Consider the following 25,092-nt stretch of genomic DNA (forward strand, 5'->3'; position numbering starts at 1 on the left):
GGTCGAATCAGCAATTAAAACAGCTTCATGAGTTTCCAACTCTTTCCTACTTCCATTCCATAACCATAAGTCACACCAATTGAAGTAATATTATTTTTCTTAGCTCCAATGATATCGTGAAAGCGATCTGCTTACAGCAGCGTTTCGAGATTCCTACGGAGTGCTTCGCGATCGCACTTTCTACACAGTTATCGAACGCTTACCATATTCCTTACACAGTCAGAGCAAAGACATCACTATAATAGAAATATCAATCTTCACAGTTAACTGTAATGACTATCAAAGAATTACTCTTACAAGAAATTGACAACACCCCCAACGAACTTCTAGAGGATCTGCTGAGTTTTTTACAATCACGGAAAACAACCCCAAAACAGCCTCTAAGTACATATCAAGAACTCTTAGAACGAATTGATTACTTAGAAACAATAGTAGGTATTCGTAAAGGACTAGATGAATTTAAGCAAGGTGAAGGAATACCAGCCGATCAAGCATTAGCAACCCTAAAAAACAAATTTAATATTCCTCCTCGCTCATGAATTACCAAGTTATTATTCAACCTACAGCTTTTCAAGAAATCGAAACTGCTTATCGTTGGATGTGCGATAATCTGAGTCCTGAAGTAGCAAACAATTGGTACTATGAACTTGAAGATGCTATAGCATCATTACAAAAATTTCCTAATCGCTGTATGATAGCACCAGAAGCAAAAGTAATTGGTGGTGAAATTCGTCAACTCTGGATTGGAAAACAAAGAAAATATCGAGTTTTGTTTGTAGTCGAAGAAGATATTATCGCCATTATTCATGTTCGTAATAGTCACCAATCTTATTTAAGTGAAGAGTCATAATGATGTTTGTTAGCTATAGCATAATTTTCTGTAAGTATCGCTTTTAATAGTGATCAGAGTTGAGCGATCAAATCAAAGGTAATAATGTAGGAATCTCATCTGGACAATCAGCAATTAAATCAGCTTTGTGAGTTTCCAATTCCTCCCTACTTCCATAGCCATAAGTCACACCAATTGCAGCAATATTATTTTTCTTAGCTCCGATGATATCATGTAGCCTATCGCCTACCATAACAACAGTAGAAGCTGAAAGACTTTCTCTCTCTATAATGTAGGAAATTAAATCACCTTTCACACTTCTATTACCATCCAATTCGCTACCATAAACACCATCAAAAAAAAGTGCTAAATCAAAATATTCAATAATGCGTGTAGCATAAATTTGAGGTTTAGAAGTTGCTACAAAAGTCTGATAACCAGCAGCACGAATAGTTTTTAGAGTTTCGGGAATTAGCGGATAAAGGGAGTTTTCAAATAACCCAATTGTAGAAAAGCGACTACGATACAGTGAAATTGCCTCCTCCAGCAATGTGTCATCAAAGGTTTGCAATAACTGGGAAAAACTGCTTTTCAGTGGTGGTCCAATACACCAAAGCAATTCATTAGCATCTGGTGGTTTATAACCAAGCTCCGATAAAGCATACTGAATACAGCGAGTAATCCCCAGTTTAGGATCAGTTAGAGTTCCGTCTAGGTCAAAAAGGACTGTATAAGAAAGCATTTTTGTAAATTTAAATAGTTTTCAGCCTTTGCAGAAACTCAATATTTAACGGTAGCTTCTCCCCTAACCACAGAGAATTATCTGTATGATCTTTGACATCATCTCCCGTTTCTGGGTGAACTAAAATATCTAAACCTTCACGATTAACCATTAACCAAGGCACAACTTCACCAAACTGATGTGGTAAAAAAGCCACTTGATACATTGATTTTGGGTGTGGTCCTACAGGTTGTTCATGCCAACGTCCCAATCTTACATCAAATTTAGCACCTAAACCTTCTCTTACACGAGCAGCCGCTTCACGACTAGCGGTATCAAAGTAAATATGTGCATGAAAACCAGCAATATCAGTATTTGTATTCATAGTTCTTGATTTTACTTCTTATCCTCAAGTATAACTTAACAATTATTTAGATATACTAATCATTAGTCAACCATAAATTTAGTTAAACCACTTGAATTTTCTTTCTGGTCATGTAATACTACTAAAACAAACACCGATAAATCGGTCAACAAACTGTAGTTTTTATTTTGTCCCAACCCGTCACGGGTGATGCACAGATAACTAGCAATAGTCATGTCTGCGCTAGTTTTGGTATTAGACATCTGGTGGAAAAGAATGTAGAGACGAGAATCCCTACCCAGGTCACGTCTCTACATCTAAATTATTTAAGATTTGGGTTTTTGATGTCAACAAATTCCCCATACCCCAACACAAATCCTAATTTACAAAGGAACTCCAACATGGCTGACATTAAGATTTATAGTGCGGTTGTTTGTCCTTATGCTCACCGTACCCGCTTGGTACTTCAAGAAAAGGGTATTGATTTTGATTTGATTGAAATTGATTTGCAGAATAAACCAGAAGGTTTTACAAAAGTTTCTCCTTATGGAAAAGTACCTGCAATTACTCATGGAGAAAACCGAGTTTGGGAATCAGCAGTTATTAATGAATATCTGGATGAAGTATTTCCTAACCCACCGCTTTTACCTACCAACCCCATTGCAAAAGCTCAGGCTCGGATTTGGATAGATTTTGCTAATACTAGATTAGTTCCTGCTTTTTCTACTCTATTACGCAGTCCAGATTTCCAAAAACAAGAAGAAGCTAAACAAGAACTCTACAAACATCTAGAATTTATTGAAAATGAAGGTTTAGGAAAACTTTCTGAAGATGGTCCCTACTGGTTTGGTGAATCTATCAGTTTAGTTGATTTTACCTTTTTCCCCTGGTTTGAAAGATGGGGCGCTCTTAAACATTATCGTGGCTTTGGTATCCCTGCTGAATTCACTCGTGTGAAACAGTGGAAACACGCGCTTAAAGAACGTGAATCAGTGAAAGCGATAGCTTCGCTCGCCGGAGGCAACGCTCACTCCAAAGAGTTCTATATTGAGCGATATGCTAAATTTGCTGCTCCTGTTCCTGTCGCTGCTTAGTGAAACGCTGTATTCAACTATTCCTAAATTGAGAACACAGATTTATGAGTTATCAAAACATAGAAATCAAACCAATTGCTGGACGCATCGGTGCAAAAATTAAAGGTGTTAATCTCGCTGAAAATCTCAGTGATGAAATCATCAGCGAAATTAGAAAAGCCTTAGTTGAATATAAAGTTATCTTCTTTCGTGGACAGGAACTTGATGCTAATGGACAAGTGGATTTTGCCCGTCGGTTCGGTGAAATCACTACCGCACATCCCACAGTTCCATCACTTCCTGGACATCCAGAAGTATTGGATTTAGATTATAGCCGCACTGTTGCCCGTGCTAATAGCTGGCATACCGATGTCACATTTGTAGATCGTCCGCCCCTTGGCTCGGTCTTGCGGGCATTGGTAATTCCGCCGGCGGGAGGGGATACTATTTGGGCAAATTCGGTGACTGCATACCAAGATTTACCGGAACATTTGCGTAATTTAGCGGATAAACTTTGGGCTGTACATAGTAATGCTTATGATTATGCCACAGCCTTTGATATACCTGAAGAAGTTAAATCTTACCGGGATGTGTTTACTTCAACGGTGTATGAAACCTTGCATCCAGTAGTGAGAATTCATCCTGAATCTGGGGAAAAGGGTTTGTTTATTGGTGGTTTTGTGCGGCAAATTCGCGGTTTATCTCCCACTGAATCAGCCGATATTATTCGCTTGTTGCAATCTTATATTACACGACCTGAGAATACAGTACGTTGGCGATGGAAAGTTGGTGATGTGGCATTTTGGGATAACCGCGCTACTCAACATTATGCGATCGCTGACTATGGAGATCAACCCCGTCGGGTACAGCGTGTAACCATTGCGGGTGATATTCCTTTAGGTATTGACGGTAAGTATAGTCAAGCCATTAAAGGAGATTCTGCGGCATATATTCCCAATCTTGTAGCAAGCTTAATCACAGGCTAACTTTAGGGTGTATTACCGCAAAGGGTAATGCACCATTTTGATATGAATTTGAAAATTTAAGGAGTTGGATTTTATGGCTTTAACATCTTCGACAATGTTACCTTTGGGGACTTTAGCACCTAAATTTAATCTCCCAGATGTGGTTTCAGGTCAAACGATTTCATTGGCAAACTTTGCTGATAAAAAAGCTTTAGTAGTTATCTTTGTTAGTCGTCATTGTCCTTTTGTGCAACATATCAAATTTGAATTAGCAAAGTTAGGACAAGATTACAAAAATAGAAATGTGGGTTTTTTAGCAATTAGTTCTAATGATATTAATACTCATCCTAATGATGCACCAGAATTACTTAAAGATTTTGCCCAAGAAATAGATTTATCTTATTCTTTACTTTATGATGAAAGTCAAAAAGCGGCTAAAGATTTTTTTGCAGCTTGTACTCCCGACTTTTTTGTATTTGATGCTAATAGAAAAGTTGTTTATCGGGGACAGTTAGATGATAGTCGTCCAAAAAATGATTTACCTGTCACTGGACAGGATTTACGGAAAGCGATTAATTATGTTTTAGCAGATCAGGAAATTATTTGGCAGCAAAAACCGAGTATTGGTTGTAATATCAAATGGAAAGCAGGGAATGAGCCGGTTTATTATAAAGTTCCGGTAGCGGTTGGGTAGTTAGGGATTTTCTGGAGAAAACTGTTAATTAATGTAGAGATGTTTTATAGAATGTCTCTACAGAATAATCCTATTCATGAAATATACTTGCTTCCACATGAAAAAAATCTGCTAATTTTTGGGTTAATTCTGGATTTATTTTCTGATTGCCATTTAAAATATCATCAACTAAAGTTTGTTAATTCTGTAATTAGTGTTTCAACACAGAATAATTTGGGCTATTACAGGCGGTATTTTTAACATCCAATAGCGGTGAAATAGTTAACTTCTGTACAGTCTGATTAATTCCATTTCCACGAATAATTATTTCTGCACGAGACTTAATTATTTCTCTCATTGCTGGACAACCAAGAACAGGTTTCAGTTTAGCTAATACAGATAAAAATTCTGTGTTTAATTGATCCAAAGATGGTCTAATACTCTGGTTTAAATCTGGTACATCATCGAAAGATTTAATACCTTGCTGCTGCCATTTTTGAAAATCTGCTGTTTGAATTAACTTGCTGGCTGTAATTTGGGCTTGAAAAAAGTTAGTTACAGTATCCGCATCTAGTCCATATTTAATGGCTTGTTGACCCAATTTACTCAGTAATTCTTGTTCTCTTTTTATATCTTCTATAGCTTGTTTTTTATTCCACTTCCAGCGAGCAACATCATGAGCAATCAGCAATCGCTGGGTTATTAACCTGAGCAATTTTTCTACCCGTAGCTGTTGTTCAACTTGAGAAATTTCATGATTATCTACTAATTCGCTACTCAAAGCTGGTAGTAGAAAGAAATGCCCAGAAGCGAATAATGACCCAACTAGAACTATATTTATAGGCAATATTGTAAATTTCCGGCAATAATTTAAATTCATTAAATCAACTTCTCTCATAAGATTTCCTAGATAATCTATCTCTTGTCTGAATCAGGATGCCCAGGATTAAAGGATTAACAGGATGAAAAAAATACAGCTACAGGACTTACTCAAAATATCTCTCAAAACCTCATTTCTCTGTGAACTCTGTGCCTCTGTGGTTCGTTATTCCGTGATTTGTTCGTAAGTCCTAAGATAATTAAATCCTGTAAATCCTCAAATCCTATAAATCCTGATTCTGACAATTAATCCTCATGCAACGCCCCCAACTTCCTAATATCCGGCCAAATCATCGCCGTAGCCACCACCACCAAAATCGTCCCAATACCCCCACCAACCACAGATAACACCGGACCAAATAAAGCCGCAGTCAACCCAGACTCAAAACCCCCCAACTCATTAGAAGCACTGATAAACACACTATTTATAGCCGCAACACGACCCCGCAAATAGTCAGGAGTGCGAATTTGCACCAAAGTATGACGAATTACCACGCTAATGCTGTCTAACGCCCCACTTAATGCCAACATCAACAATGACAACCACACCCAACGAGATAACCCAAAAATAATTGTCACAATCCCAAACCCGACAACCGACCAAAGTAAGGCCGGACCAGCTTTGCGGATAGGTGGCAAATATACCAACAATGCAGCCATAATTAATGCACCTATGGATGGGGCGGCTTGTAAATAACCCAATTCCACAGGCCCAACGTGCAGAATATCTTTAGCAAAAACGGGTAATAATGCCACTGCACCACCCAGCAAAACAGCAAATAAATCTAGGGTGATAGCTGCGAGAATGAGTTGATTATTCCAAACAAATTCAGCCCCAGCAGCTAGGGTTTTCAGAGATATTGGTTCTTTCTTAAAGTCGGTTTTTTGGGGTTTGATGGCTGCGGTGAGGAAAAAACATGATAGTGCTGCGATCGCTGATAATATATATACTCCCGTCGCATTCTTAAACAGAGCAATGCTGAATCCTCCCAAAGCTGGCCCAATTACCGACGCTAATTGAAAGCTGCTACTATTCCAAGTTGCTGCATTGGTAAAAGCACTGGTAGGTATTAACTGCCACATCAGCGCATCACCCGCAGGTTTGAGAAATGCCCTGGCTACACCTGTTAATAATAAGCAAGCATAAATTAGAAAAACTGCACCTTGATAATAGGAAATAGCCGCTAAAGTTAGAGAACAAAACATTAATAGCAGCATTGAATATAAAGTAATCTTTTTTCGGTCATTCTTATCAGCAACGTGACCCGTAATCAACGTCAGCGCAATCATGGGGAGAACCTGCGCCAGACCGATGCCACCTAACGCCATCGCTGAATTTGTTCGCTCATATAGCTCCCAGCCCAGTGCTACCGTCTGCATTTGTCCCCCTGTGAAGAGGACTACACGCCCAATGGTAAATAGCCGATAATCTCGAAATCTCATGGCTGCAAAAGGATCGTGTTGTGCAGCCTTACTGTTATGGTGAGTTGGTTTCTGTTTGCTCGAAGACATTTTTTAGTAGAGTCAAGCCTGATTCAATTTGTAATACTTGCTCTGGTGTCAAACTCCCTAGAATCTCCGCAATTTCCCCGCGAGTTTTTTCCTGGGATTGCTCTAAAAGCAGCTTTCCCTCTTTTGTCAAATTCAGGACTACTCGTCGTCGTTCTTGAGGATTATCTGTCCGTTGCACCAGATTACGTTGAACTAATTTTTCTATAGTTGTGGATGCTGTAGCACAGGTGACTCCGAGATGATCTGCTACCTCAGACAAGGAAGCACCAGGATTGCGATTCAGAAAAGCGAGCGATCGCAATTGTGGTATAGATAAAGAGTCAGAACTGTGCGATCGCATTTCGGCTCGGATAAACCGCATCAATAAGGGGACTGTTTCCATCACCCTAGCGGCACATTCTTCAGAGGGTTTATCCAAACTCATAAGATCGTTTTTCTCCAGATTACATCGCCACCCGTGGATAAAGTCGTCCACAGATGTAGGTTAAACCTATTAATGTTAGCAAGAGAATTGTACAATCTAACCCGAACCCATAAATACTTGAGCCATTGGCCAACATTGCACCCCGTAAAGCATCCACTTCATAAGTTAAAGGATTCAAGTGGGAAATGACCTTTAACCAACTTGGCATTAAGGAAATAGGATAGATGGCATTACTGGCAAAAAACAACGGCATGGTGATTAATTGCCCAATACCCGTAAATCTTTCCCGCGATTTCACCAAACAGCCGATGATTAAGGAAAAAGTGCAAAAACAAGCTGCTCCCAAAAATATGACTAGCACAACTTGCAAGAAACCCAAAGGATTGAGATTGAGGTGTACACCTAACAAAAACGCTAAAAGGTAAATAAACACCACTTGGGAAAAGCAACGAATTCCAGCCGCAAAAGCTTTACCCAAGACAATCGCTGCACGGGGTATAGGTGCAACTAAGAATTTCTGCAAAATCCCTAAATCACGTTCCCAAATTAACGTCATTCCCCCAGCAAAAATAGCAACAAACAGCGCACTCTGAGCCAAAATACCGGGAGTCATAAAATCCAAGTAAGGTAAATTACCTGTAGGGATAGCACGAGTCCGAGTAAATACTTGCCCAAATATCAGCAGCCATAAAGCCGGTTGTACAGCCCTGATAATCAAATCACTAGGATCATGGCGAAGTTTCCGCACTTCCAATTCAGTAATTACCAGGGTTTTAGTAAATAGTTCTTTAATATTAAAAAAAATCCCTTTGGGGCGATTATATCTGGGTTCAGCCCAACCGTTGAGTGGTACGTCTGGTTCTTGCAGTCTCACGATAACTCACTCCTGATACTAATTGATTTCCTGCGTAGTGGATGAAGACATCATCTAAGGTTGCTTCTGGTTTCCCAATAGCTGCTTTTAAATCTGACGGTGAACCAGTGATAATTTCTTTACCCTGATTCATAATCACGACTCGATTACAAAGATGATCCGCTTCTTCTAAAAAGTGGGTGGTTAAAAAGATGGTTGTACCGTACTCAATCCGCAGTTGCTGTACAAGTTGCCATACTTGTGTTCTTGCAACTGGATCTAATCCGACTGTTGGCTCATCTAGAAATAAGATTTGGGGTTGATGTAAAATGGCTTGAGCAATTTCCAGTTTCCGAATCATTCCCCCAGAAAAAGTTCTCACTAACTGATGTGCTACATTCTCCAAGCCCATGAATTCCAGCACTTCAGCGATTTGCTGTTTTCTGCGTCGAGGGGGAATATCATACAATTTAGAGAATATTAACAGATTTTCATAACCTGTTAAAGTCCCATCTGCTGATAAAGCCTGGGGTACATAACCTATTACTCTTCTGACTGCATCAGGTTGATGAGTCACATCATAACCGGCTAAGTATGCTTTCCCGCTACTGACTGGTAGCAAGGTAGTTAACATCTTAATTACTGTACTTTTTCCCGCACCATTGGGACCAAGTAAACCAAAAACTTCTCCCGATGCAACGGAGATATTTAAAGTATCAACGGCTGTTGATTTTTCAAAGCGGCGCGTCAGTTCCAAGGTTTGCAGTATTACTGACTTTGGAACTTGTGCAGGTATTTCCGCAGATTCTATTCTTCCCGTAAGTTTCGTCACGAGTCGGATTTACTTCCTTTTTCAAATATTTAGTTTATCTAAATATTAGTTTGACATATTTTTGCTAAAAGTCAAGACCAAGGATTAATGATGACAACTCCAGTACCAGCAAAATCTTTTTCGGTGTGGGGTAGACTGCACATCTGGCAACTGTGATAAATAACAATAAATATTCCTGTCAAATCTCGTACCTATTTGACTACTGTATGTGTAATAATTTCTATTATGTGTTTATTAACCAAGCACAAGTTATAATTATATACGTAATTCTATGTATGAAACTTTTATTGACCTAGATGAATTGATAGGGCGTTGTAGAGATAAGCAAGCGAAGAAATTGATCCAAGAGGCTGTTGCTTGTTATCGAGCCGGAGCATTTCGCTCGTGCATAGTTGCAACATGGAATGCAGTTGTATTTGATTTTCTTCACAAACTGAGAGAACTAGAACTACTAGGAGACGGTAAAGCAACTGAGATATTAAAAGATTTTGAAAATAAGAGTTTAAATTCAGATTTTAAAGGACTTTGGGGCTTTGAATCAGATATTTCAAAAAAAGCTCTTGAAGATTTTGAATTAATATCACCCGTAGAACAGAAAGATATTATTAGGCTGTTTGAAGATAGAAGTAGATGCGCTCACCCTTCTATGGCATCTTTAGAGGAACCATTTGAAGCTACAGCAGAACTAGCACGCTATCACTTAAGAAGTGCAGTAATACACCTTTTACAGCGTCCACCTGTTCAAGGTCGTTCTGCTCTTAATCGAATTTGGAATAATATAAAATCTGAAAATTTCCCGTCAGATGTCGAAAGTGCTATTATTGTTCTTCAAAAAAGTCCTCTAGCTCGTGCGCGTCAAAATGTAATAAAAGATATTGTTATCGGATTAACTAAAAGTCTTTTAATAGAGTCACTTCCAGAAGATGAAAGACAACGCCAATTTTCAGCCCTTAATGCTGTTTCAAAAATGTATCCCAAGGAAGTTGGAGAAATATTGAATGATAAGCTATCCTATATTATTGAAGATAAAATTGATGATGCAAATTGGGACAAAGTAATTATTTATCTTGGAAGTATTACAGCATGGGAAAGAATCAGCGAACCATGTCAGATCAAAGCAAAAGTTTTTATTGATAAATTAGATATATATGACAATAAAAACTTTAGGTCTTGGTCAAACAAAAAGCCTTTATTATTTAATAATATAAACATATTAGTAAAAGCGAATTATGTAGATTTCTTAAGAGGTTCAGTAATTAGTAAACTACAAATACCTTTGGAAGAACTACTAGATATTAAAAAGCATTACAAGGACAAATTATTAAATGAAAAAGTGATTAATCCTAATCTAATAAGTGCTATTTCTCAAGCCCAATTGAATAAGTTAGCTATTATAATTAATGAGGAAGATACAATTTCACATGATTTAGTTGAGCCTTATATAAAAGTGGAAATCGAAAAAGCATCTCTAGTTGATTTGCTGCAAACAGTTTCAGATTATAGTAATGAGTATCTACATAAACTTATTGAACCTTATATGAAAGATAAAATCAATAATGCTTCATTGTATAAGTTGTTACCAGCTAGGTGCAATTTTGAATCTGAATTAATAAAATTAGATAAACAACTAATTGAATTAAGTGATATTTCCTTAAGAGAAAAAATTCAACAAATCTCTTTCGATGACTTTGATACACTAATAAAGATAAAAGCTACCTATCAATACCCGATAATTGACCAACACTTTAAGGAGTTACTTGAAAATAATATTGCTGATGTAGTGGATAGATTTATAAACTCTCACTCTTGGGCAAATGCTAAGTCTAATACCTATCTATTAGTTGAAATTGTTGATATGCTAACCCCTGAACAATGGAAAAGGATTCTAGATGCTTTTTGTACGAATGATCAAATATATGGTTTTCCTTACAGTCCATTTATTGCGGCTACATTTGTATCTCTATTCAAGAATTCTGTTTTAATAAGTGGAACTGTACAACCTTACTGGTTAGATTTCAGAAAAAATCTTGATAGATTTACAGGTGACAAAAATATCAATCAACTAAAACTAGCAATTGATTCTACTCAATATTAGACATTCTATTTTCTACTAAAACACATCACTGTCTAAATTTTATCCAAAATCTCCATTATCCAAGTTTCCTGTTCAGAAGATAAAGCAGGTTTTAGAATTTGTGAATAATCAATTGCTAAATGCTATATAATAGAAGTCCAAATTATTTCCCAGATTTTACTCAAAATTAAAATTTAATGACTAGGTTCATACATGATAAATTCGCCAAAGACTATCTAGAAGAGCTATTGAAAGATTACGGAGAAGTCAAAGCATCAGAAAAAGTCTCAGGAGAGATTAAAGAAATAGATGTTTTATTCACACCTGCTAAACAACAAAGTTCTAAATTACAAATACTGGGGTTACTAGGAAGACTTGCCGAAAATCCTGCGATAATAGAACCATACCGCAATCCAGCTTCTAGCGATGAAATCTGCGACTGTATTCTCAAGTTATTAGAAGTCAAGGCTTCATTGCGACGAGAAGCCAAAGCCAATAAAATCAAACTTCAGGAGTCAGAAATTCCTAAATTGTGGATTTTAACCCCCACCATATCTGAAACTCGTTTATCTAGCTTTGGAACTATCCAAAAAGAAGATTGGTTATCGGGAGTACATTTTTTAGCAGATGCCATGCGTTCAGCAATTGTGGCAATACACCAACTACCACAAACACAGGAGACTTTATGGTTGAGGCTTTTGGGTAGGGGAAGCGTACAATCACAAGCAATTATCGAGTTGCAAGCGTTACCATTAGATCACCCTTACCAAAAAGCCACCCTGGAATTAGTTTACAACTTGCGCGAAAATTTGAGAGTAAATCAAGAACTAGAAACAGATGATAGGGAGTTAATTATGCGACTAGAACCACTTTATCAAAGAAATAGAGAACAAGCTAAAGAAGAAGGAAGAGAAGAGGGAAGACAAGAAGGAAGACGAGAAGGAAAGCAAGAAGGAAAGCAAGAAGGAAAGCAAGAAGGAAAGCAAGAAGGAGAAAAAAACTTAATACTGCGTCTACTACATCGTCGGATTGGGGAAATTGATTTGTTATTAATCGAGCGAATTACAGGATTATCAATTGAACAGTTAGAAAACTTAGGAGAGGCGTTATTAGACTTTTCTAGTGTTGCTGATTTAGAAGCTTGGTTAACCCAACACTCAATCTAATTCATTTTGATTATTAGGGAGTTAATTATGCAATTAGAACCATTTTTCAAACAACCTATACTTGTCATAATCTAAAAACATTAAATCAGGTAGGTTGGGTTGACGTTAGGAAACCCAACATTTACGGACGTTTGTTGGGTTGCGCTGTCGCTTAACCCAACCTACAAAAACTCTTAACCAAACAGTATTGTAATCATTAATAAGTTCCACTTGCTAAACTAAAAGGGTGTAATTCAATAGAAAAACCTATTTAAAATATCAAATCCTAAAAACATGAACAGCTTTAAAACTCTTTGTAAAACTCTAGCTATTAGTACAGGAATCTTTTTGTTATCTGTGCCTACTACCTACGGGATACCACCAAAACCATTGTTAACTGCCAAAACAACCTATAATCAAACAGGTTCTTGGGATGCAACTTATTATTTTACAATTAAATTACCAGAATCTCTGGCTAATTGGCAACTGCAACAGGTTGTTTTAACACAAATAGAAGGTGTAGAAAATATTAAATTCAATCAGAAAGACAGTTTTGCTTTCATAGAAGCAAGTGGAGAAAAAGAAAAGCTAGGTATTACCCTAACAAAGAGTTCAACTCAACCACAAACTATCATTGCTACTTTTGATAAACCAGTTTCTGCAAATCAAACAATTACTATCGCTTTAAAACCTTTTTATAATCCCACCAGCGAAGGTATTTATCTATTTCGAGTTCATGTTATTTCCTCTGGGGAGAAGACGAATGATTTAGTTGTGGGAACTGGTCGGTTGCAATTTTATAATGATTTTGATAATCACCTATTTTATCAAAGGTAAAGTGTGTAAGAATTGCTGATTTTTCATGCAAATGCAATATTCATCAATTAGTTAAGAATGCTAGACGACAATTATTCAGCAGCACATTTAATTCTTGTGCAACTTGTAACGTATTTTTACTTAACATTACAGATTCATGAGGATTTCTTCCTGTTCTTATCACCGCAGAAATTGCATCTTGATTAGAAAATCCCCGCACACTAACTAACCACGCTGCTAATATATGTCCAGTCCGTCCAATTCCACCAGCACAATGTACAACTACCTTTTCATTTTGTTTATCTGCTGTGATTAAAAAAGGCAGTATTTCTTGTGTGAGTGTTTCTAAATCAGATAAATGAAAATCTTCAATTGGTGTCCAACAAACTTGTTGATTACCAAATTCTTGCCGATATGTATCTAAAAGATGGGCATAATTAGCTAGTTGTTTTTCACTAAGTAAACAGCAAACTCCCTTGATTTTTTGAGATTTCATAAACTCAATCCAATCATACACCTGATGAGCAGCATATCCAGGACGAGAAGCACCAAAAACTATTGTTTCTTGTTCCCAAGCAGGGGCAAATTTGTACATTTTCTACTAGCTAAATTTTGATTTTTTTTAATTGCTCATCATCTAGTTCTTGTCTAAAAGAGACTACCATTTCATTCAATGCTTCCATATCAATTAAAAAAGCATCATGTCCGTGAGTTGATTTCAGTAATCCTAGTTGAGCATGAGGAATTAAATCTACTAATTCTTGTTGTTCTACTGGAGGATAAAGAACATCAGAATCAATAGAGATAATTAAAGTCGGTTGTTTGATACTTTGCAAAACAGATTGATAATCTTTTCTGTTCCAACTAACATCATGACTATCCATTGCATGAGTTAATGTAATATAAGTATTAGCATCAAAACGTTCTATTAGTTTTTGACCTTGATATTGTAAATAACTAGCGATCGCAAACTGATTAGATTCATCCTGCTGTCTGCCAAAACGATTTGTAAAACTCTCCCAATAACGATAAGTAATCATTGCCATCATCCGCGCTACCGCTAATCCTTGGACTGGTGGTGTATCAATTGTATAGTTCCCACCTTGCCAATTGCGATCGCTATAAATTGCCTGTCTTTGGGCTTCACTCAAGCCAATAGACCAAGCTGAATGTCTTCCAGGTGATGCCATTGGTGCGATCGCTCTCACCTTTTTTGGATATAATAAAGCCCATTCTAAAACTTGCATTCCACCCAGCGAACCACCAATTGCTAACCGTAGAGATTTAATTTTCAGATATTCTAATAGTGCAGCTTGGAGGTGAACCATATCCCGAATTGTAATTCTGGGAAAAGATACACCATAAATATTTCCTGTTTTTGGGTTAATGGAAGTTGCTCCAGTTGTACCGTAACAACTTCCTAAAATGTTGCTGCACACAATAAAATCCTGGTCAGAATCAAAGACTTTTCCTGAACCAAACAAATCTCCCCACCAGTCGTCAGCATCAGCAGAACCAGTTAAAGCATGACAAATTAAGACCCCATTATCGCGGTTTGCGTTTAATTTTCCCCAGGTGCGGTAAGCAACCTGAACATCAATTAATACTTCACCAGATTCTAATGAAAATGGTGCTGATAATTGGTAAAACTGGGTTTTTGATGAAATGAAGTTTGAGTATTGCATAAGAGATGATTTATAAAGTATTCGGCGATTAGAAATCGCTACTACACAAACGAAGTCCACCTTCGTGGACTAATGAAAAATCAATATTTTTAACCCACGAAGGTGGGTTTTGCCTGTGTAGCCGCGATTTCTAATCGCTTTTTCTTTTGGTATATTAGCCAGAAATCTTCTTAAATGCCTGTTCAAAGTCCTCCTTAATATCGTCAATATGTTCAATTCCCACAGATACCCGCACTAAATCTGGTGTCACACCAGCCGAAATTTGTTCACTATCACTTAGCTGTTGATGAGTTGTAGAAGCAGGATGAATAACAAGGGTTTTTGCATCACCGACATTTGCCAAATGACTAGCTAATTTCACATTACTAATGAAAGCTTTACCTGCTTCTAATCCACCTTTGATACCAAAATTAAGAACTCCTCCAAAGCCATGTCGAAGATATTTTTCTGCTCGTTCATGATATGGATGATTGGGAAGTCCTGGATAATTAACCCATGCTACTTGCTCTTGTTGTTCTAACCATTTAGCTAATTCTAAAGCATTATTTACATGACGTTCTACACGCAGGGAAAGAGTTTCTAATCCTTGCAGTAATAGAAAAGCGTTAAATGGACTCAATGCTGCTCCTAAATCTCGTAATCCTTCGACTCTGGCGCGAATAATAAAGGCAATGTTACCAAATTGACTACCTTTTCCAAATACTTCTTGAAAATTCAATCCATGATAACCGGGAGAAGGTTCGGTAAAGAGGGGAAATTTGCCGTTACCCCAATCAAATTTACCAGAATCAACTATGACACCACCAATAGATGTACCATGCCCACCAATCCACTTGGTAGCAGATTCTACGACAATATCTGCACCATGTTCAATTGGTCGTGCTACATATCCACCTGCACCGAAGGTATTATCTACAATTAAAGGAATGCCGTTTTCATGGGCAATGTCAGCTAAAACAGCAAAATCGGGAATGTTAAATTGGGGATTACCAATGGTTTCAACATACAAGGCTTTTGTGTTTTCATCAATCGCTTGACGGAAATTTTCTGGATCATCTCCTTCCACAAATTTGACATTAATTCCCAATCGTGGAAGAGTAACTTTGAACTGGTTATAAGTTCCCCCATAGAGGAAACTGGTAGAAACAATATTATCTCCTGCTTGAGCGATCGTACTTATTGCCAAAAATTGTGCTGCTTGACCGCTTGCAGTAGCTAAAGCTGCAACACCCCCTTCTAAAGCCGCAATTCTTTTTTCAAATACATCCGTTGTCGGATTCATAATCCGGGTATAAATGTTACCGAACTCCTGGAGAGCAAATAACCGCGCTCCATGTTCAGCATCATCAAAAACGTAGGAAGTGGTTTGATAAATTGGTACAGCACGGGCATTAGTACCAGGTGCAGGTTCTTGTCCAGCATGGACTTGTAGGGTTTCAAAACGATAATTTTCTGACATGGGTAGTATTTAAGTAAGTTGATTATCAGTATAAATTTAGATGTAGAGATGTTCCATGGGTAGGGATTCTCGGCTCTACAAAAACAAAAAACGTCTCTACAAAGATTTTCACTCACACTCCATACTGTTTAAACCATTTCTGGAGACGTTGCCAACCATCCTTGGCTTCAGTTTCGCGGTAGGAAGGGCGATAATCGGCAAAAAAGGCGTGAGGTGCATCGGGATAAACAATTATCTCCGATTTACTGCTACTAGATTTGAGTTTTTCTCGGATTTGTTCTACTGTGTCCACAGGAATACCTGTATCTTGACCTCCATAGAGTCCCAACACGGGGACTTTTAACTCAGAAGCAATATCAACAGGGTGTTTAGGCTGTAGTTCGGTTACATTGCCTACCAATCTTCCATACCAAGCCACACCTGCTTTTACATTGGGATTATGTGCTACATATAACCAAGTAATTCGACCACCCCAGCAAAAACCCGTAATTGCTAATTTATCAGCGTTACCCTTGGCTGATTTTACAGCCCAAGTAACAATATCATCTAAATCTGATAGAACTTGAGCATCGGGAACTTTGGACACAATTGCGCGAATTTCGTCAATGTTGCTTAATTTTGACACATCACCTTGACGGATGAATAGTTCGGGAGCGATCGCTAAATACCCTAATTTAGCAAAGCGTCTAACAACATCCTGTATATGTTCATGAACACCAAATATTTCCTGAATTACCAAGACAATGGGAAAATTTTCACCCTTTTCTGGTCGCGCTCTATAGGCTGGGATTTCCCCATCTTTGACGGGAATTTTCACTGCTCCAGCAATTAATCCTTTTGTATCTGTGGTAATTACTTTAGCAGAAACAGGTTGTACGGCTAAAGCAAAACCAGTTGTTAACGCAGCAGTAACTATAAATTCACGGCGTGTTATTTCTTTGATCATTTTTAATTACCTTGATTTATTTTTTCTCACGCAGAGGCTCAGAGACGCAGAGAGAGTAAAGGCAGATTTTTAGAAATAATTGATAATTAGTAATTTTTCTATTGCCAATTACCAAATTATTTATTGCCTTGCCAAACTATTTCCTTAACCTTGACTTCTTTAGGAATAAATTTGATTTTATAGAAAGCATCAGCAACTTCTTGTTGTTTCGTAATTACTTCATCTGTTAGGGGTAATACACCATATTCACGCCGCTTTTCGGCTATTTCTAAAACAGCCGCATCTATACCTAATATAGGTGATAGTAACTTAGCAACTTCAGGTGGATTATTTTTTGTCCAGTCGCTTACTTTCTTGACTTCATCAATAACCGTTTTTAGAGTATCTAAATTGCTATCAGCAAAAGATTTAGCAGCAAGATAATAACCACGATTAGGTGCTAATCCAGTCGCATCTGTTAAAGTGCGGACACTTATTGCTTTCTCTGCTGCGGCTAAATAAGGGTCCCAAATAGCCCAAGCATCCACTTTTTTACTTTCAAAAGCAGCGCGAGCATCGGCTGGTTTAAGACCCATAGGTTCGATATCTTTATATTGTAATCCTGCTTTTTCCAATGCTTTTACTACTAAATAGTTAGTATTAGAGCCTTTAGCAAAAGCAACTTTTTTACCTTTGAGATCAGCCACACTTTTAATAGGTGAATCTTGACGAACAATAATCGCTTCTGCTTTGGTACTCAAGGGATCATAAGCAACATAAACAAACGGTGTACCTCCTGATTGAGCAAATACAGGGGGTGCTTCTCCTGTGTAACCAAAGTCAATACTTCCCGCATTTAAAGCTTCTAACATGGGTGGACCGGCGGGAAATTCAGTCCAAGTCACAGAAGCACCAGAGGCTTTTAAGGCTTTTTCTAAGTCCCCTTTGGCTTTTAATGCGTAGAGGACAGTTGCAGCTTTTTGATAGCCAATACGAACCACTGTACTGTTAGAGTTTGGACTTGAATTAGTAGTTTCAGTTGTTTGTGCTGTCTGATTTGTCCCAGTATTGTCCCTTGTGTTGGGAGAGCAAGCGGAAATAACAAAAGTCAAACTCAGTCCAACTGCAAATAGTAAGGAAAGAGTGTGGATGTTCTGCTTTTGATATTTTTTTAGGAAGGTGATTCCAGCTTCCAATAGTCGGAATGGAGAAAATTTAGTCAACATTACTCTGGTGTTAAGGTCAATAGAATATTTGGACTCAAGTTAATTTATCACAAAACTACAGTATATCAATCAGTTTACCGTATTTTTTTCTTAGAGTATCACATAGAGGTTATTTTTGTTGCTTTTTCTAGTGATCTGTGAGATGCTTGATTTTAAATCAACAGTATTTGTATCAAGATACCGTACTTTAACTAATCAACGGATGTTCGCTATGGCAAGTAAATTAGAAGGAAAAGTCGCCATTGTTACCGGGGCTTCTTCGGGAATTGGGGAAGCTACAGCTATTTCACTCGCAGCAGAAGGAGCAAAAGTAATAATTGCAGCTAGAAGGGGAGAGCGTTTAGAAGCAGTAGCAAAACATATTACTGAAAATGGTGGACAAGTATTACCTGTTGTTGCAGATATTACCGATGAAGTACAAGTTAAAAATTTGATCCAAAAAGCTCATGCAGAATTTGGGCGCGTCGATATTTTGGTAAATAATGCAGGTATATCATTTCCAGGTAGGATTGAAAATGCAGATCCGTCAAACTGGCGGAAAATGATTGATATTAATGTTTTGGCGTTAATGTACGCAACTCACACAGTTTTACCTATTTTTAAAGCGCAAAAATCAGGACATATTGTGAATATTTCATCCGTCGCTGGACGCATTGCCCGTGCAGGAATGGCAGCTTACAATGTAACTAAATGGGGTGTAAATGCCTTTTCGGAAGCATTAAGACAGGAAGTATATCAAGATAATATCCGGGTTACTATCATCGAGCCTGGTTTAGTAGAAACAGAAATTGATCAGCATATTACCGATGTAGTAGCAAAGCAAGAAATTGCAGCCAGACGGAAAGCAATTACACCTTTACAAAGTGAAGATATCGCAGCAGCAATACTTTATGCTGTTACCCAACCACAGCACGTAAATGTGAATGAAATCTTGATTCGTCCAACTCAGCAAGATCGGTAATGACTATACCTGAAAATAGGTAATATTAATGTTAGAAGAAAATAGCACATCATTAAAGAAAAGCAACAGAATATTTGCTTTTTTGAAAATTTCACCTGCAATTAAATCACCCAATTTATCTGGTTTTCTCATTGGAGAAAGCGTGTCTTTTTTCGGCTCTTGGATGACACAAATTGCTTTAGTATGGATGGTTTATCAACTGACAAATTCAGCCATGTTAGTTGGTATAGCTGGCTTTAGCAATCAAGCTATGGGTTTGGTTATTACTCCATTGGTAGGAGTATTACTAGACAGATGGAATTTAAGGTATGTTTTATTAACTACTCAGATAGTATCTATTCTTTTATCTTCATTACTAACTTTTTTAACTATTAGTAATCAGATAAATTTTACAGATATTATTATCATTGGTATTCTTCAAGGCATAGTCAAAGCTTTTGATTTACCAGCACGTCAAGTAACTATTCCTAGATTAGTAGAAAATAGAAGTGATACTTATAGTGCAATGGCTGTGCATTCATTTTTAATTAATACAGCTAAATTTGTCAGTCCGATGATTGGGGGTTTGATAATTGCTAGAAATGGAGCAGGTTTATGTTTTTTAGTAGATGCTATTAGCTATTTGCCTTTTATAGTAGCTATCTTAACTATGCGGATAAAACCAAATATCAATAATTTATCTACATCAAAATCTCCAAAAATCTGGCATAACTTGAAAGAAGGATTTATTTTTGTCTATAATTTCGTGCCTATTAAATCTATTTTAATATTGCAAATTATAGTTTGCTTTATGGCAATGACTTATGTGAATCTTATACCAATTTTTGCCAAAGAAGTGCTAAAAGGCAATGCAGAAACAATGGGTTTTCTGATGACTTCTACAGCTTTTGGTTCTATATTTTCGGGAATTTATCTCATGCAGCGTAAGAAAGTAATAGGACTAGAAACTGTTATGGCAATCTCTACTTTAGTCTTGGGAGTATCATTAATATTATTTTCTCTCTCAACACAGCTAGAAATTTGTTTGGTATTAATCTTTATTGTGGGATTAACTAACACCTTAACTCTAGCTTCAATCAGTAATTTTCTGCAAGTAATTTTAGTGGAAGAAGATAAAAGAGGACGAGTAACCAGTATATTTATGACTACTTTTTTGGGAATACTACCTTTTGGTAATTTATTTTTTGGAGGATTAGCAAATTATATTGGCGTTGCTAATGCCTTATTATTTGGTGGTGTTTGTTGTATTTTGGGAGCTTGTTTTTTTACTAGACAAATCTCAGAGATTAGAACAGTGGTAAACCCCATATATCAAGAAATGGGATTAATTTCTTAGTCAGCATAGAACTTACAGATGATGTTATCGAAGCCGTGATTATTATGTGTGTATGGGTAATTTATGAATTATCCCTACTTTGGTGATTTTTTGAGTACAGCCTATTTCATTCAAATTCAGATCCCCGACTTCTTAGAGAAGTCGGGGATCTTTTTGTTCATAAAATTTAGGATTGCTATATTACCTAAATACTTCAAATAAATCTTGAAAAAAATAATAAATGTATTGGAAAATACTTGATTTTCAGATTTTTTGTGTAAGGATAATATTTAAATACGTAATTTCGATAAGAATACGAGAGTTTTTGCTTTAACAGAATAAAAATTATCAATTTTGTAAACTCCAAATATTTCAGCCATGAAAATACCATTTTTGCCACAACAGCGCATAGTTTTAAACCGATTTATTCAATATTCACTACTGGGATTATTTACTCTATCTACACCCTTGAGCCAATTCTCCGATTAATAAATTAGCGGATATTAAGGGTAAAAAAGTTGCATTTCAACGGGGATCTAATGCCCACTATTTATTAGCTAAAGCTTTAAAAGAAGTGGGTTTAAAGATTAGTGATGTTCAAGTTGTGGGACTAACTCCATCTGAAGCCCGCGATGCTTTTATTCAAAATAAAGTTGAAGTTTGGGTAGGTGGTGATCCCTTTTTAGCTCTTGTCGAAAAAACCATCCCTATTCGTAATCTCAGAAATGCTTCAGGGATTAATACTCTCGGCGGATTTTATCTGGGTAGACGGGAGTTTATTACCAAAAATCCTGAATTGGCAAGAGTGTTTTTAGAAGAAGCAGATAAGGTGGGAGAATGGGCTGATAAGAACCCTAAAGAAGTTGCCAAAGCTTTTGCACCTGAACTGAAATTAGATGAATCAGTGTTAGAAACTGTGGCCCGTCGACGGACATATCGGTTAAGAAAACTGACACCTGGCATTATTGCTGAACAACAGCGAGTAGCTGATTTTTATTTTGACGAAAAAGTTATTCCCCGCAAGATAAATGTCAAGGAAGCAACTCTTTCACCTCAATTAACTGAAGCTATTACACCTAAACGGCTGAAATAATTTTTCAGTTACTGGATATTCCATCTGCTTGAGGTACACTATTTGCGAGCATCTTGCTCGCACTACAAGGGTTTTATCATTAATATCTGTATCTCAAACTGACTTTGAATTCTGTCACCTGTTCCCTGTCACCTAGATATGGATGAATTTTTCTCAATTTCAATTATTTTACTTATTTTTAATTTTCTGCTAAAGTAGCAACAAACTACTTTAAGCCTATCAACTTACCGGAGTTGGATTGACACCAATGAAGAGTGGGTAATCTTTCTCCCTGCGGGTAATAGGTGCAAAACTCCATTCCATCTTACAGAGGAATCAATCCATGAGTGCAATGTTTCTGGCTGCCGATGATTGGGTACATATAGGTTTTAGACTAATATTGGCGCTTTTAGTCGGTTGCATCATTGGATTGAACCGTCAGAAAGGTGGTAGACCAGCAGGGATGAGGACATTTATGTTAGTGAGTATGGGAGCAGCACTATTTGTGATGATTCCTTTGCAAGCTGAAGGTGATAGTTCCTTCGCAACCACTAATGCCGTAAGTCGCACGATTCAAGGTGTAACTACAGGTATAGGGTTTCTTGGTGCAGGATTAATTTTGCAAGAATCTCCTAGAAAATCTGAAGTGCCAAAAGTGCGGGGTTTGACTACAGCAGCCTGTGTTTGGACGGCGGCAGGATTGGGAGCAGCCATTGGTTGTGGTTTGTGGCAAATGGGATTATTGGGAGGATTATTGACTTTAATTACCCTCAGTGGTGTAAAGCGGCTTGATCTATTTCTGAGGTTTTTAATTGGTCAAAATAGTCAAGAACTTGCTTCACAGCTAAATGATATTACTGATGATGATTAATAGTAAATAAGTCACAAAATACTTGTCTAATTAATAATTAATAACTAGTCATTCTATCAGTACGACAGTAAAAATTATGCCCGGAGGCTCAATTCCATCTTTATACAATTAATACTAAGCTATGAAACTCCTGATGAAAATTGGTGTTTTAGCACATCGAGATATCCAGAACACGCTACAAACTTGGCAAAAAACAGCAGATTATCTGACCACAGAACTTTCTGAATATGACTTTACTATTGTTCCTCTAAATTTCACCCAGATTGGTGCTGCTATTGAACAGAATGCAGTGGAATTTGTAATTGCTAGTCCGGGAATATATGTGGAATTTGAAGCCCTTTATGGAGTAAATCGGCTGGCAACTTTAAAGCAGTTGCGGATGGGACGAGCTTATACCATGTTTGGTGGAGTAATTTTCTGTAATGCTCATTGTGACAATATTCAGAGTTTGACGGATTTGCGGGGTAAAAACTTTGTTGCTGTTGCGGAAAATTCTTTTGGAGGTTGGAGATCAGCATGGAGAGAAATTGTAGAAGCAGGGATAAATCCTTACCGGGATTTTCAAAGTTTGCAATTTACCAATAGTCATGATGCAGTGATATATGCTATTGGGGAAGGTAAGGCAGATGCAGGAACTATTTCTACAAATGTATTGGAACAGATGGCTTTAGAGGGAAAAGTTGATTTGAAAAACTTCAAAATCATTAATCAGCAAACGCAGTATGGAGAAAAATTTCCCTTTGCTTTGAGTACCCAGTTATATCCTGAATGGCCTTTTGCTGTTACCCAAGAAACTCCGAGTCAATTAGCAGAACAAGTAGCGATCGCATTACTAAAATTACCAAAAGATCATCCCGCAGCGAAAGCAGCAAAATCGGAAGGTTGGACAATTCCTCTAAATTATCAATCAGTTCATGAATGCTTTCAAGTTTTACAAGTTCATCCTTATAAAGATTTTGGCAAGACAACTTCTAGTTTTGAATTAGCAGTTAAAGGATCAAACGATGGATTATGGGATTGGAATTTGGAAACAAATGAAGTCTTCTTTTCTAACCGCTGGAAAGAAATGTTAGGGTACGCTGAAGCTGAGATTCCGAATCTTTTTCAAGAGTGGAAACAGCGGTTACATCCAGATGATAGCGATCGCGTTTTAACAACTTTTCGGCAATACTTTGAAGGGCAACTTTCCACTTATGAACAAGAATATCGCTTACAACATCGCAATGGTAACTATCTTTGGGTACTTTGCCGAGGAATACTGTTACGAGATGTTTGGAATAAACCATACCGCATGGCAGGTTCTCACACAGATATTACCCGACGCAAACAAGCTGAGGAAGAATTACGAGAATCTGAATTACAACTAAAAACCCAAACTCAGAATTTACGACAAGCATTGAAAGAATTGCAACAAACGCAAATGCAATTGATTCACAGTGAAAAAATGTCCAGCTTAGGACAATTGGTAGCGGGAATTGCTCATGAAATCAATAATCCAGTGAATTTTATTTATGGCAACCTCAACTATTTAGAAGAATATGTGCAAGGCTTATTAAATATAGTTCAAACTTTCCAACAATGTTATCCACAACCCCTAAATACAATTCAGATAGCAATGGAAAATTTTGACCTTGGATTTGTTAGCAATGATCTCCCTCAACTACTCAATTCTATGCGAGTGGGTAGCGAAAAAATTAGAAATATTGTCCATTCTTTGCGAAAATTTTCGCGTTTGGATGAAGCAGAAATCAAAGCAGTCAACATTCATGAAGGAATTGAAAATACATTATTAATTTTGCAGCATCGTTTGCAACGTAATTCTCACGAACCTACTATTATTCTTAATAAAGAATATGGAAATTTACCGATTGTGAATTGTTCTCCAGGACAACTTAACCAGGTATTTATGAATATTTTGAGTAATGCCATAGATGCTTTAGAGGAGACTATTACCCATCAACCAAATAATTTTATTCCTACCATTACTATTGGGACTAATGTGATAGATAATCGTTGGGTTTTGATCTACATTGCAGATAATGGATTAGGTATGGGAGCAGAAACGAAGCTACGAGTATTTGATCCCTTCTTTACAACCAAACCAGTGGGAAAAGGAAGAGGACTAGGATTATCAATTAGCTATCAAATTGTGGTAGAACGACACAGTGGCAAACTTGATTTTTTCTCAGAGCCTGGAAAGGGAACAGAGTTTCAGATTCAGCTTCCTCTGTGTCGGGAGTTGGTGATTTGAATGGACTTAATAATGTAGTGGCTGCATTAATAACACCCAATTCAAATGACTTAACTATTATACCGTAATTTTGTATTTATTTAGATTAAACCCAATCGACAGCATTCATTCATCGAGGTAGTTCTCGGAAATAAAGCTTTGCAAAAATGTATACTTATCCAGTAACT

At 37.2% G+C, this 25,092-nt stretch carries 26 protein-coding genes; 13 read left to right on the forward strand and 13 right to left on the reverse strand.

All coding sequences use genetic code 11. The features are described from left to right. The first annotated feature begins 272 nt into the window (after positions 1 to 272). Both BMF77_RS08475 and BMF77_RS08480 read left to right on the forward strand, forming a co-directional pair. Positions 273 to 539: a prevent-host-death family protein gene (locus BMF77_RS08475; protein ID WP_148762093.1), complete on the forward strand. Its 267-nt coding sequence runs from the start codon at positions 273 to 275 to the stop codon at positions 537 to 539. Then, entirely contained in the window at positions 536 to 850 is a 315-nt protein-coding gene (locus BMF77_RS08480) for a type II toxin-antitoxin system RelE/ParE family toxin (RefSeq protein WP_148762095.1), read from the forward strand. The genes BMF77_RS08475 and BMF77_RS08480 overlap by 4 nt, the downstream gene beginning before the upstream one ends. A 67-nt stretch (positions 851 to 917) precedes the next feature. Here the strand turns inward: BMF77_RS08480 and BMF77_RS08485 are convergent, their stop codons facing one another. The 3 genes from BMF77_RS08485 to BMF77_RS08495 all read right to left on the reverse strand — a co-directional run bounded on the left by BMF77_RS08485 (position 918) and on the right by BMF77_RS08495 (position 2,177). Further along, positions 918 to 1,571 (reverse strand): HAD family hydrolase, encoded by a 654-nt coding sequence (locus tag BMF77_RS08485; RefSeq protein ID WP_148762097.1) that lies wholly within the window; start codon positions 1,569 to 1,571, stop codon positions 918 to 920. Positions 1,572 to 1,581: 10 nt separating this feature from the next. Next, positions 1,582 to 1,935 carry a DOPA 4,5-dioxygenase family protein gene (locus BMF77_RS08490; protein ID WP_148762098.1) on the reverse strand — a complete coding sequence of 118 codons (354 nt, stop codon included), beginning with the start codon at positions 1,933 to 1,935 and terminating at the stop codon, positions 1,582 to 1,584. Positions 1,936 to 1,997: 62 nt separating this feature from the next. Continuing rightward, positions 1,998 to 2,177, reverse strand: a complete 180-nt coding sequence (locus BMF77_RS08495; protein ID WP_148762100.1) for a hypothetical protein — start codon at positions 2,175 to 2,177, stop codon at positions 1,998 to 2,000. A 138-nt stretch (positions 2,178 to 2,315) separates the two neighbouring features. Between BMF77_RS08495 and BMF77_RS08500 the strand changes: the two genes are divergently transcribed. The 3 genes from BMF77_RS08500 (at position 2,316) to BMF77_RS08510 (ending at position 4,646) form a co-directional block, all read left to right on the forward strand. Further along, a complete protein-coding gene (locus BMF77_RS08500; protein WP_148762102.1) occupies positions 2,316 to 3,008 on the forward strand; it encodes a glutathione S-transferase family protein in 693 nt (230 codons plus the stop codon). 44 nt (positions 3,009 to 3,052) lie between these two features. After that, complete coding sequence (locus BMF77_RS08505) at positions 3,053 to 3,973, forward strand: TauD/TfdA family dioxygenase (RefSeq protein ID WP_148762104.1); 921 nt, start codon at positions 3,053 to 3,055, stop codon at positions 3,971 to 3,973. A 73-nt stretch (positions 3,974 to 4,046) separates the two neighbouring features. After that, positions 4,047 to 4,646: a thioredoxin family protein gene (locus BMF77_RS08510; protein WP_148762106.1), complete on the forward strand. Its 600-nt coding sequence runs from the start codon at positions 4,047 to 4,049 to the stop codon at positions 4,644 to 4,646. A gap of 190 nt (positions 4,647 to 4,836) precedes the next feature. On the opposite strand, the gene aroQ is transcribed toward BMF77_RS08510, so the two are convergent. The 5 genes from aroQ to BMF77_RS08535 form a co-directional block, all read right to left on the reverse strand. Continuing rightward, on the reverse strand, positions 4,837 to 5,523 hold the full coding sequence (gene aroQ, locus BMF77_RS08515; protein ID WP_148762108.1) for a gamma subclass chorismate mutase AroQ: 687 nt from the start codon (positions 5,521 to 5,523) through the stop codon (positions 4,837 to 4,839). A gap of 227 nt (positions 5,524 to 5,750) precedes the next feature. Continuing rightward, positions 5,751 to 7,016 (reverse strand): MFS transporter, encoded by a 1,266-nt coding sequence (locus tag BMF77_RS08520; RefSeq protein ID WP_148762110.1) that lies wholly within the window; start codon positions 7,014 to 7,016, stop codon positions 5,751 to 5,753. Further along, positions 6,982 to 7,440: a MarR family winged helix-turn-helix transcriptional regulator gene (locus tag BMF77_RS08525; RefSeq protein ID WP_148762112.1), complete on the reverse strand. Its 459-nt coding sequence runs from the start codon at positions 7,438 to 7,440 to the stop codon at positions 6,982 to 6,984. Before BMF77_RS08525 ends, BMF77_RS08520 begins: the two co-directional genes overlap by 35 nt. Before the next feature lie 19 nt (positions 7,441 to 7,459). Further along, positions 7,460 to 8,314, reverse strand: a complete 855-nt coding sequence (locus BMF77_RS08530) for an ABC transporter permease (protein ID WP_148762114.1) — start codon at positions 8,312 to 8,314, stop codon at positions 7,460 to 7,462. Further along, entirely contained in the window at positions 8,271 to 9,125 is an 855-nt protein-coding gene (locus BMF77_RS08535) for an ATP-binding cassette domain-containing protein (protein ID WP_148762116.1), read from the reverse strand. The genes BMF77_RS08530 and BMF77_RS08535 overlap by 44 nt, the downstream gene beginning before the upstream one ends. A gap of 271 nt (positions 9,126 to 9,396) precedes the next feature. On the opposite strand from BMF77_RS08535, the gene BMF77_RS08540 reads away from it, so the two are divergent. The 3 genes from BMF77_RS08540 to BMF77_RS08550 all read left to right on the forward strand — a co-directional run bounded on the left by BMF77_RS08540 (position 9,397) and on the right by BMF77_RS08550 (position 13,181). Beyond that, a complete protein-coding gene (locus tag BMF77_RS08540; protein WP_148762118.1) occupies positions 9,397 to 11,220 on the forward strand; it encodes a hypothetical protein in 1,824 nt (607 codons plus the stop codon). Positions 11,221 to 11,396: 176 nt separating this feature from the next. Further along, on the forward strand, positions 11,397 to 12,365 hold the full coding sequence (locus tag BMF77_RS08545; RefSeq protein ID WP_148762120.1) for a DUF4351 domain-containing protein: 969 nt from the start codon (positions 11,397 to 11,399) through the stop codon (positions 12,363 to 12,365). Between the two features lie 273 nt (positions 12,366 to 12,638). Then, a complete protein-coding gene (locus tag BMF77_RS08550; RefSeq protein WP_148762122.1) occupies positions 12,639 to 13,181 on the forward strand; it encodes a DUF2808 domain-containing protein in 543 nt (180 codons plus the stop codon). 43 nt (positions 13,182 to 13,224) lie between these two features. On the opposite strand, the gene BMF77_RS08555 is transcribed toward BMF77_RS08550, so the two are convergent. The 5 genes from BMF77_RS08555 to BMF77_RS08575 all read right to left on the reverse strand — a co-directional run bounded on the left by BMF77_RS08555 (position 13,225) and on the right by BMF77_RS08575 (position 18,455). After that, positions 13,225 to 13,755 carry a dual specificity protein phosphatase family protein gene (locus BMF77_RS08555; protein ID WP_148762124.1) on the reverse strand — a complete coding sequence of 177 codons (531 nt, stop codon included), beginning with the start codon at positions 13,753 to 13,755 and terminating at the stop codon, positions 13,225 to 13,227. Positions 13,756 to 13,765: 10 nt separating this feature from the next. Continuing rightward, on the reverse strand, positions 13,766 to 14,845 hold the full coding sequence (gene metX, locus BMF77_RS08560) for a homoserine O-acetyltransferase (RefSeq protein WP_148762126.1): 1,080 nt from the start codon (positions 14,843 to 14,845) through the stop codon (positions 13,766 to 13,768). A 154-nt stretch (positions 14,846 to 14,999) separates the two neighbouring features. Next, complete coding sequence (locus BMF77_RS08565) at positions 15,000 to 16,304, reverse strand: O-acetylhomoserine aminocarboxypropyltransferase/cysteine synthase family protein (RefSeq protein ID WP_148762128.1); 1,305 nt, start codon at positions 16,302 to 16,304, stop codon at positions 15,000 to 15,002. A gap of 112 nt (positions 16,305 to 16,416) precedes the next feature. Further along, a complete protein-coding gene (locus BMF77_RS08570) occupies positions 16,417 to 17,247 on the reverse strand; it encodes a dienelactone hydrolase family protein (protein ID WP_148766866.1) in 831 nt (276 codons plus the stop codon). Positions 17,248 to 17,366: 119 nt separating this feature from the next. Then, on the reverse strand, positions 17,367 to 18,455 hold the full coding sequence (locus tag BMF77_RS08575; protein WP_148762130.1) for a sulfonate ABC transporter substrate-binding protein: 1,089 nt from the start codon (positions 18,453 to 18,455) through the stop codon (positions 17,367 to 17,369). Positions 18,456 to 18,597: 142 nt separating this feature from the next. Here BMF77_RS08575 and BMF77_RS08580 point away from each other — a divergent pair, with 142 nt between their 5' ends. The 5 genes from BMF77_RS08580 (at position 18,598) to BMF77_RS08600 (ending at position 24,925) form a co-directional block, all read left to right on the forward strand. Further along, positions 18,598 to 19,416 carry an SDR family NAD(P)-dependent oxidoreductase gene (locus tag BMF77_RS08580; RefSeq protein ID WP_148762132.1) on the forward strand — a complete coding sequence of 273 codons (819 nt, stop codon included), beginning with the start codon at positions 18,598 to 18,600 and terminating at the stop codon, positions 19,414 to 19,416. Between the two features lie 28 nt (positions 19,417 to 19,444). After that, complete coding sequence (locus tag BMF77_RS08585) at positions 19,445 to 20,752, forward strand: MFS transporter (RefSeq protein WP_148762134.1); 1,308 nt, start codon at positions 19,445 to 19,447, stop codon at positions 20,750 to 20,752. Between the two features lie 481 nt (positions 20,753 to 21,233). Next, complete coding sequence (locus BMF77_RS08590) at positions 21,234 to 21,824, forward strand: ABC transporter substrate-binding protein (RefSeq protein WP_246863154.1); 591 nt, start codon at positions 21,234 to 21,236, stop codon at positions 21,822 to 21,824. 322 nt (positions 21,825 to 22,146) lie between these two features. Beyond that, on the forward strand, positions 22,147 to 22,674 hold the full coding sequence (locus BMF77_RS08595) for an MgtC/SapB family protein (protein WP_148762136.1): 528 nt from the start codon (positions 22,147 to 22,149) through the stop codon (positions 22,672 to 22,674). A 121-nt stretch (positions 22,675 to 22,795) separates the two neighbouring features. Continuing rightward, positions 22,796 to 24,925: a PhnD/SsuA/transferrin family substrate-binding protein gene (locus BMF77_RS08600; protein ID WP_148762138.1), complete on the forward strand. Its 2,130-nt coding sequence runs from the start codon at positions 22,796 to 22,798 to the stop codon at positions 24,923 to 24,925. Positions 24,926 to 25,092 lie beyond the last annotated feature (167 nt).

The sequence above is a fragment of the Dolichospermum sp. UHCC 0315A genome (genome assembly GCF_008121535.1).
Taxonomy (GTDB): domain Bacteria; phylum Cyanobacteriota; class Cyanobacteriia; order Cyanobacteriales; family Nostocaceae; genus Dolichospermum; species Dolichospermum lemmermannii.

Excerpts from the sequence above, each read along its gene's own strand:
- BMF77_RS08475 (WP_148762093.1), top strand. The coding sequence starts at position 273 with ATGACTATCAAAGAATTACTCTTACAAGAAATTGACAACACCCCCAAC.
- BMF77_RS08480 (WP_148762095.1), top strand. The coding sequence starts at position 536 with ATGAATTACCAAGTTATTATTCAACCTACAGCTTTTCAAGAAATCGAA.
- BMF77_RS08485 (WP_148762097.1), bottom strand. The coding sequence starts at position 1,571 with ATGCTTTCTTATACAGTCCTTTTTGACCTAGACGGAACTCTAACTGAT.
- BMF77_RS08490 (WP_148762098.1), bottom strand. The coding sequence starts at position 1,935 with ATGAATACAAATACTGATATTGCTGGTTTTCATGCACATATTTACTTT.
- BMF77_RS08495 (WP_148762100.1), bottom strand. The coding sequence starts at position 2,177 with ATGTCTAATACCAAAACTAGCGCAGACATGACTATTGCTAGTTATCTG.
- BMF77_RS08500 (WP_148762102.1), top strand. The coding sequence starts at position 2,316 with ATGGCTGACATTAAGATTTATAGTGCGGTTGTTTGTCCTTATGCTCAC.
- BMF77_RS08505 (WP_148762104.1), top strand. The coding sequence starts at position 3,053 with ATGAGTTATCAAAACATAGAAATCAAACCAATTGCTGGACGCATCGGT.
- BMF77_RS08510 (WP_148762106.1), top strand. The coding sequence starts at position 4,047 with ATGGCTTTAACATCTTCGACAATGTTACCTTTGGGGACTTTAGCACCT.
- aroQ (WP_148762108.1), bottom strand. The coding sequence starts at position 5,523 with ATGAGAGAAGTTGATTTAATGAATTTAAATTATTGCCGGAAATTTACA.
- BMF77_RS08520 (WP_148762110.1), bottom strand. The coding sequence starts at position 7,016 with ATGTCTTCGAGCAAACAGAAACCAACTCACCATAACAGTAAGGCTGCA.
- BMF77_RS08525 (WP_148762112.1), bottom strand. The coding sequence starts at position 7,440 with ATGAGTTTGGATAAACCCTCTGAAGAATGTGCCGCTAGGGTGATGGAA.
- BMF77_RS08540 (WP_148762118.1), top strand. The coding sequence starts at position 9,397 with ATGTATGAAACTTTTATTGACCTAGATGAATTGATAGGGCGTTGTAGA.
- BMF77_RS08545 (WP_148762120.1), top strand. The coding sequence starts at position 11,397 with ATGACTAGGTTCATACATGATAAATTCGCCAAAGACTATCTAGAAGAG.
- BMF77_RS08550 (WP_148762122.1), top strand. The coding sequence starts at position 12,639 with ATGAACAGCTTTAAAACTCTTTGTAAAACTCTAGCTATTAGTACAGGA.
- BMF77_RS08555 (WP_148762124.1), bottom strand. The coding sequence starts at position 13,755 with ATGTACAAATTTGCCCCTGCTTGGGAACAAGAAACAATAGTTTTTGGT.
- metX (WP_148762126.1), bottom strand. The coding sequence starts at position 14,845 with ATGCAATACTCAAACTTCATTTCATCAAAAACCCAGTTTTACCAATTA.
- BMF77_RS08565 (WP_148762128.1), bottom strand. The coding sequence starts at position 16,304 with ATGTCAGAAAATTATCGTTTTGAAACCCTACAAGTCCATGCTGGACAA.
- BMF77_RS08575 (WP_148762130.1), bottom strand. The coding sequence starts at position 18,455 with ATGTTGACTAAATTTTCTCCATTCCGACTATTGGAAGCTGGAATCACC.
- BMF77_RS08580 (WP_148762132.1), top strand. The coding sequence starts at position 18,598 with ATGCTTGATTTTAAATCAACAGTATTTGTATCAAGATACCGTACTTTA.
- BMF77_RS08585 (WP_148762134.1), top strand. The coding sequence starts at position 19,445 with ATGTTAGAAGAAAATAGCACATCATTAAAGAAAAGCAACAGAATATTT.
- BMF77_RS08595 (WP_148762136.1), top strand. The coding sequence starts at position 22,147 with ATGAGTGCAATGTTTCTGGCTGCCGATGATTGGGTACATATAGGTTTT.
- BMF77_RS08600 (WP_148762138.1), top strand. The coding sequence starts at position 22,796 with ATGAAACTCCTGATGAAAATTGGTGTTTTAGCACATCGAGATATCCAG.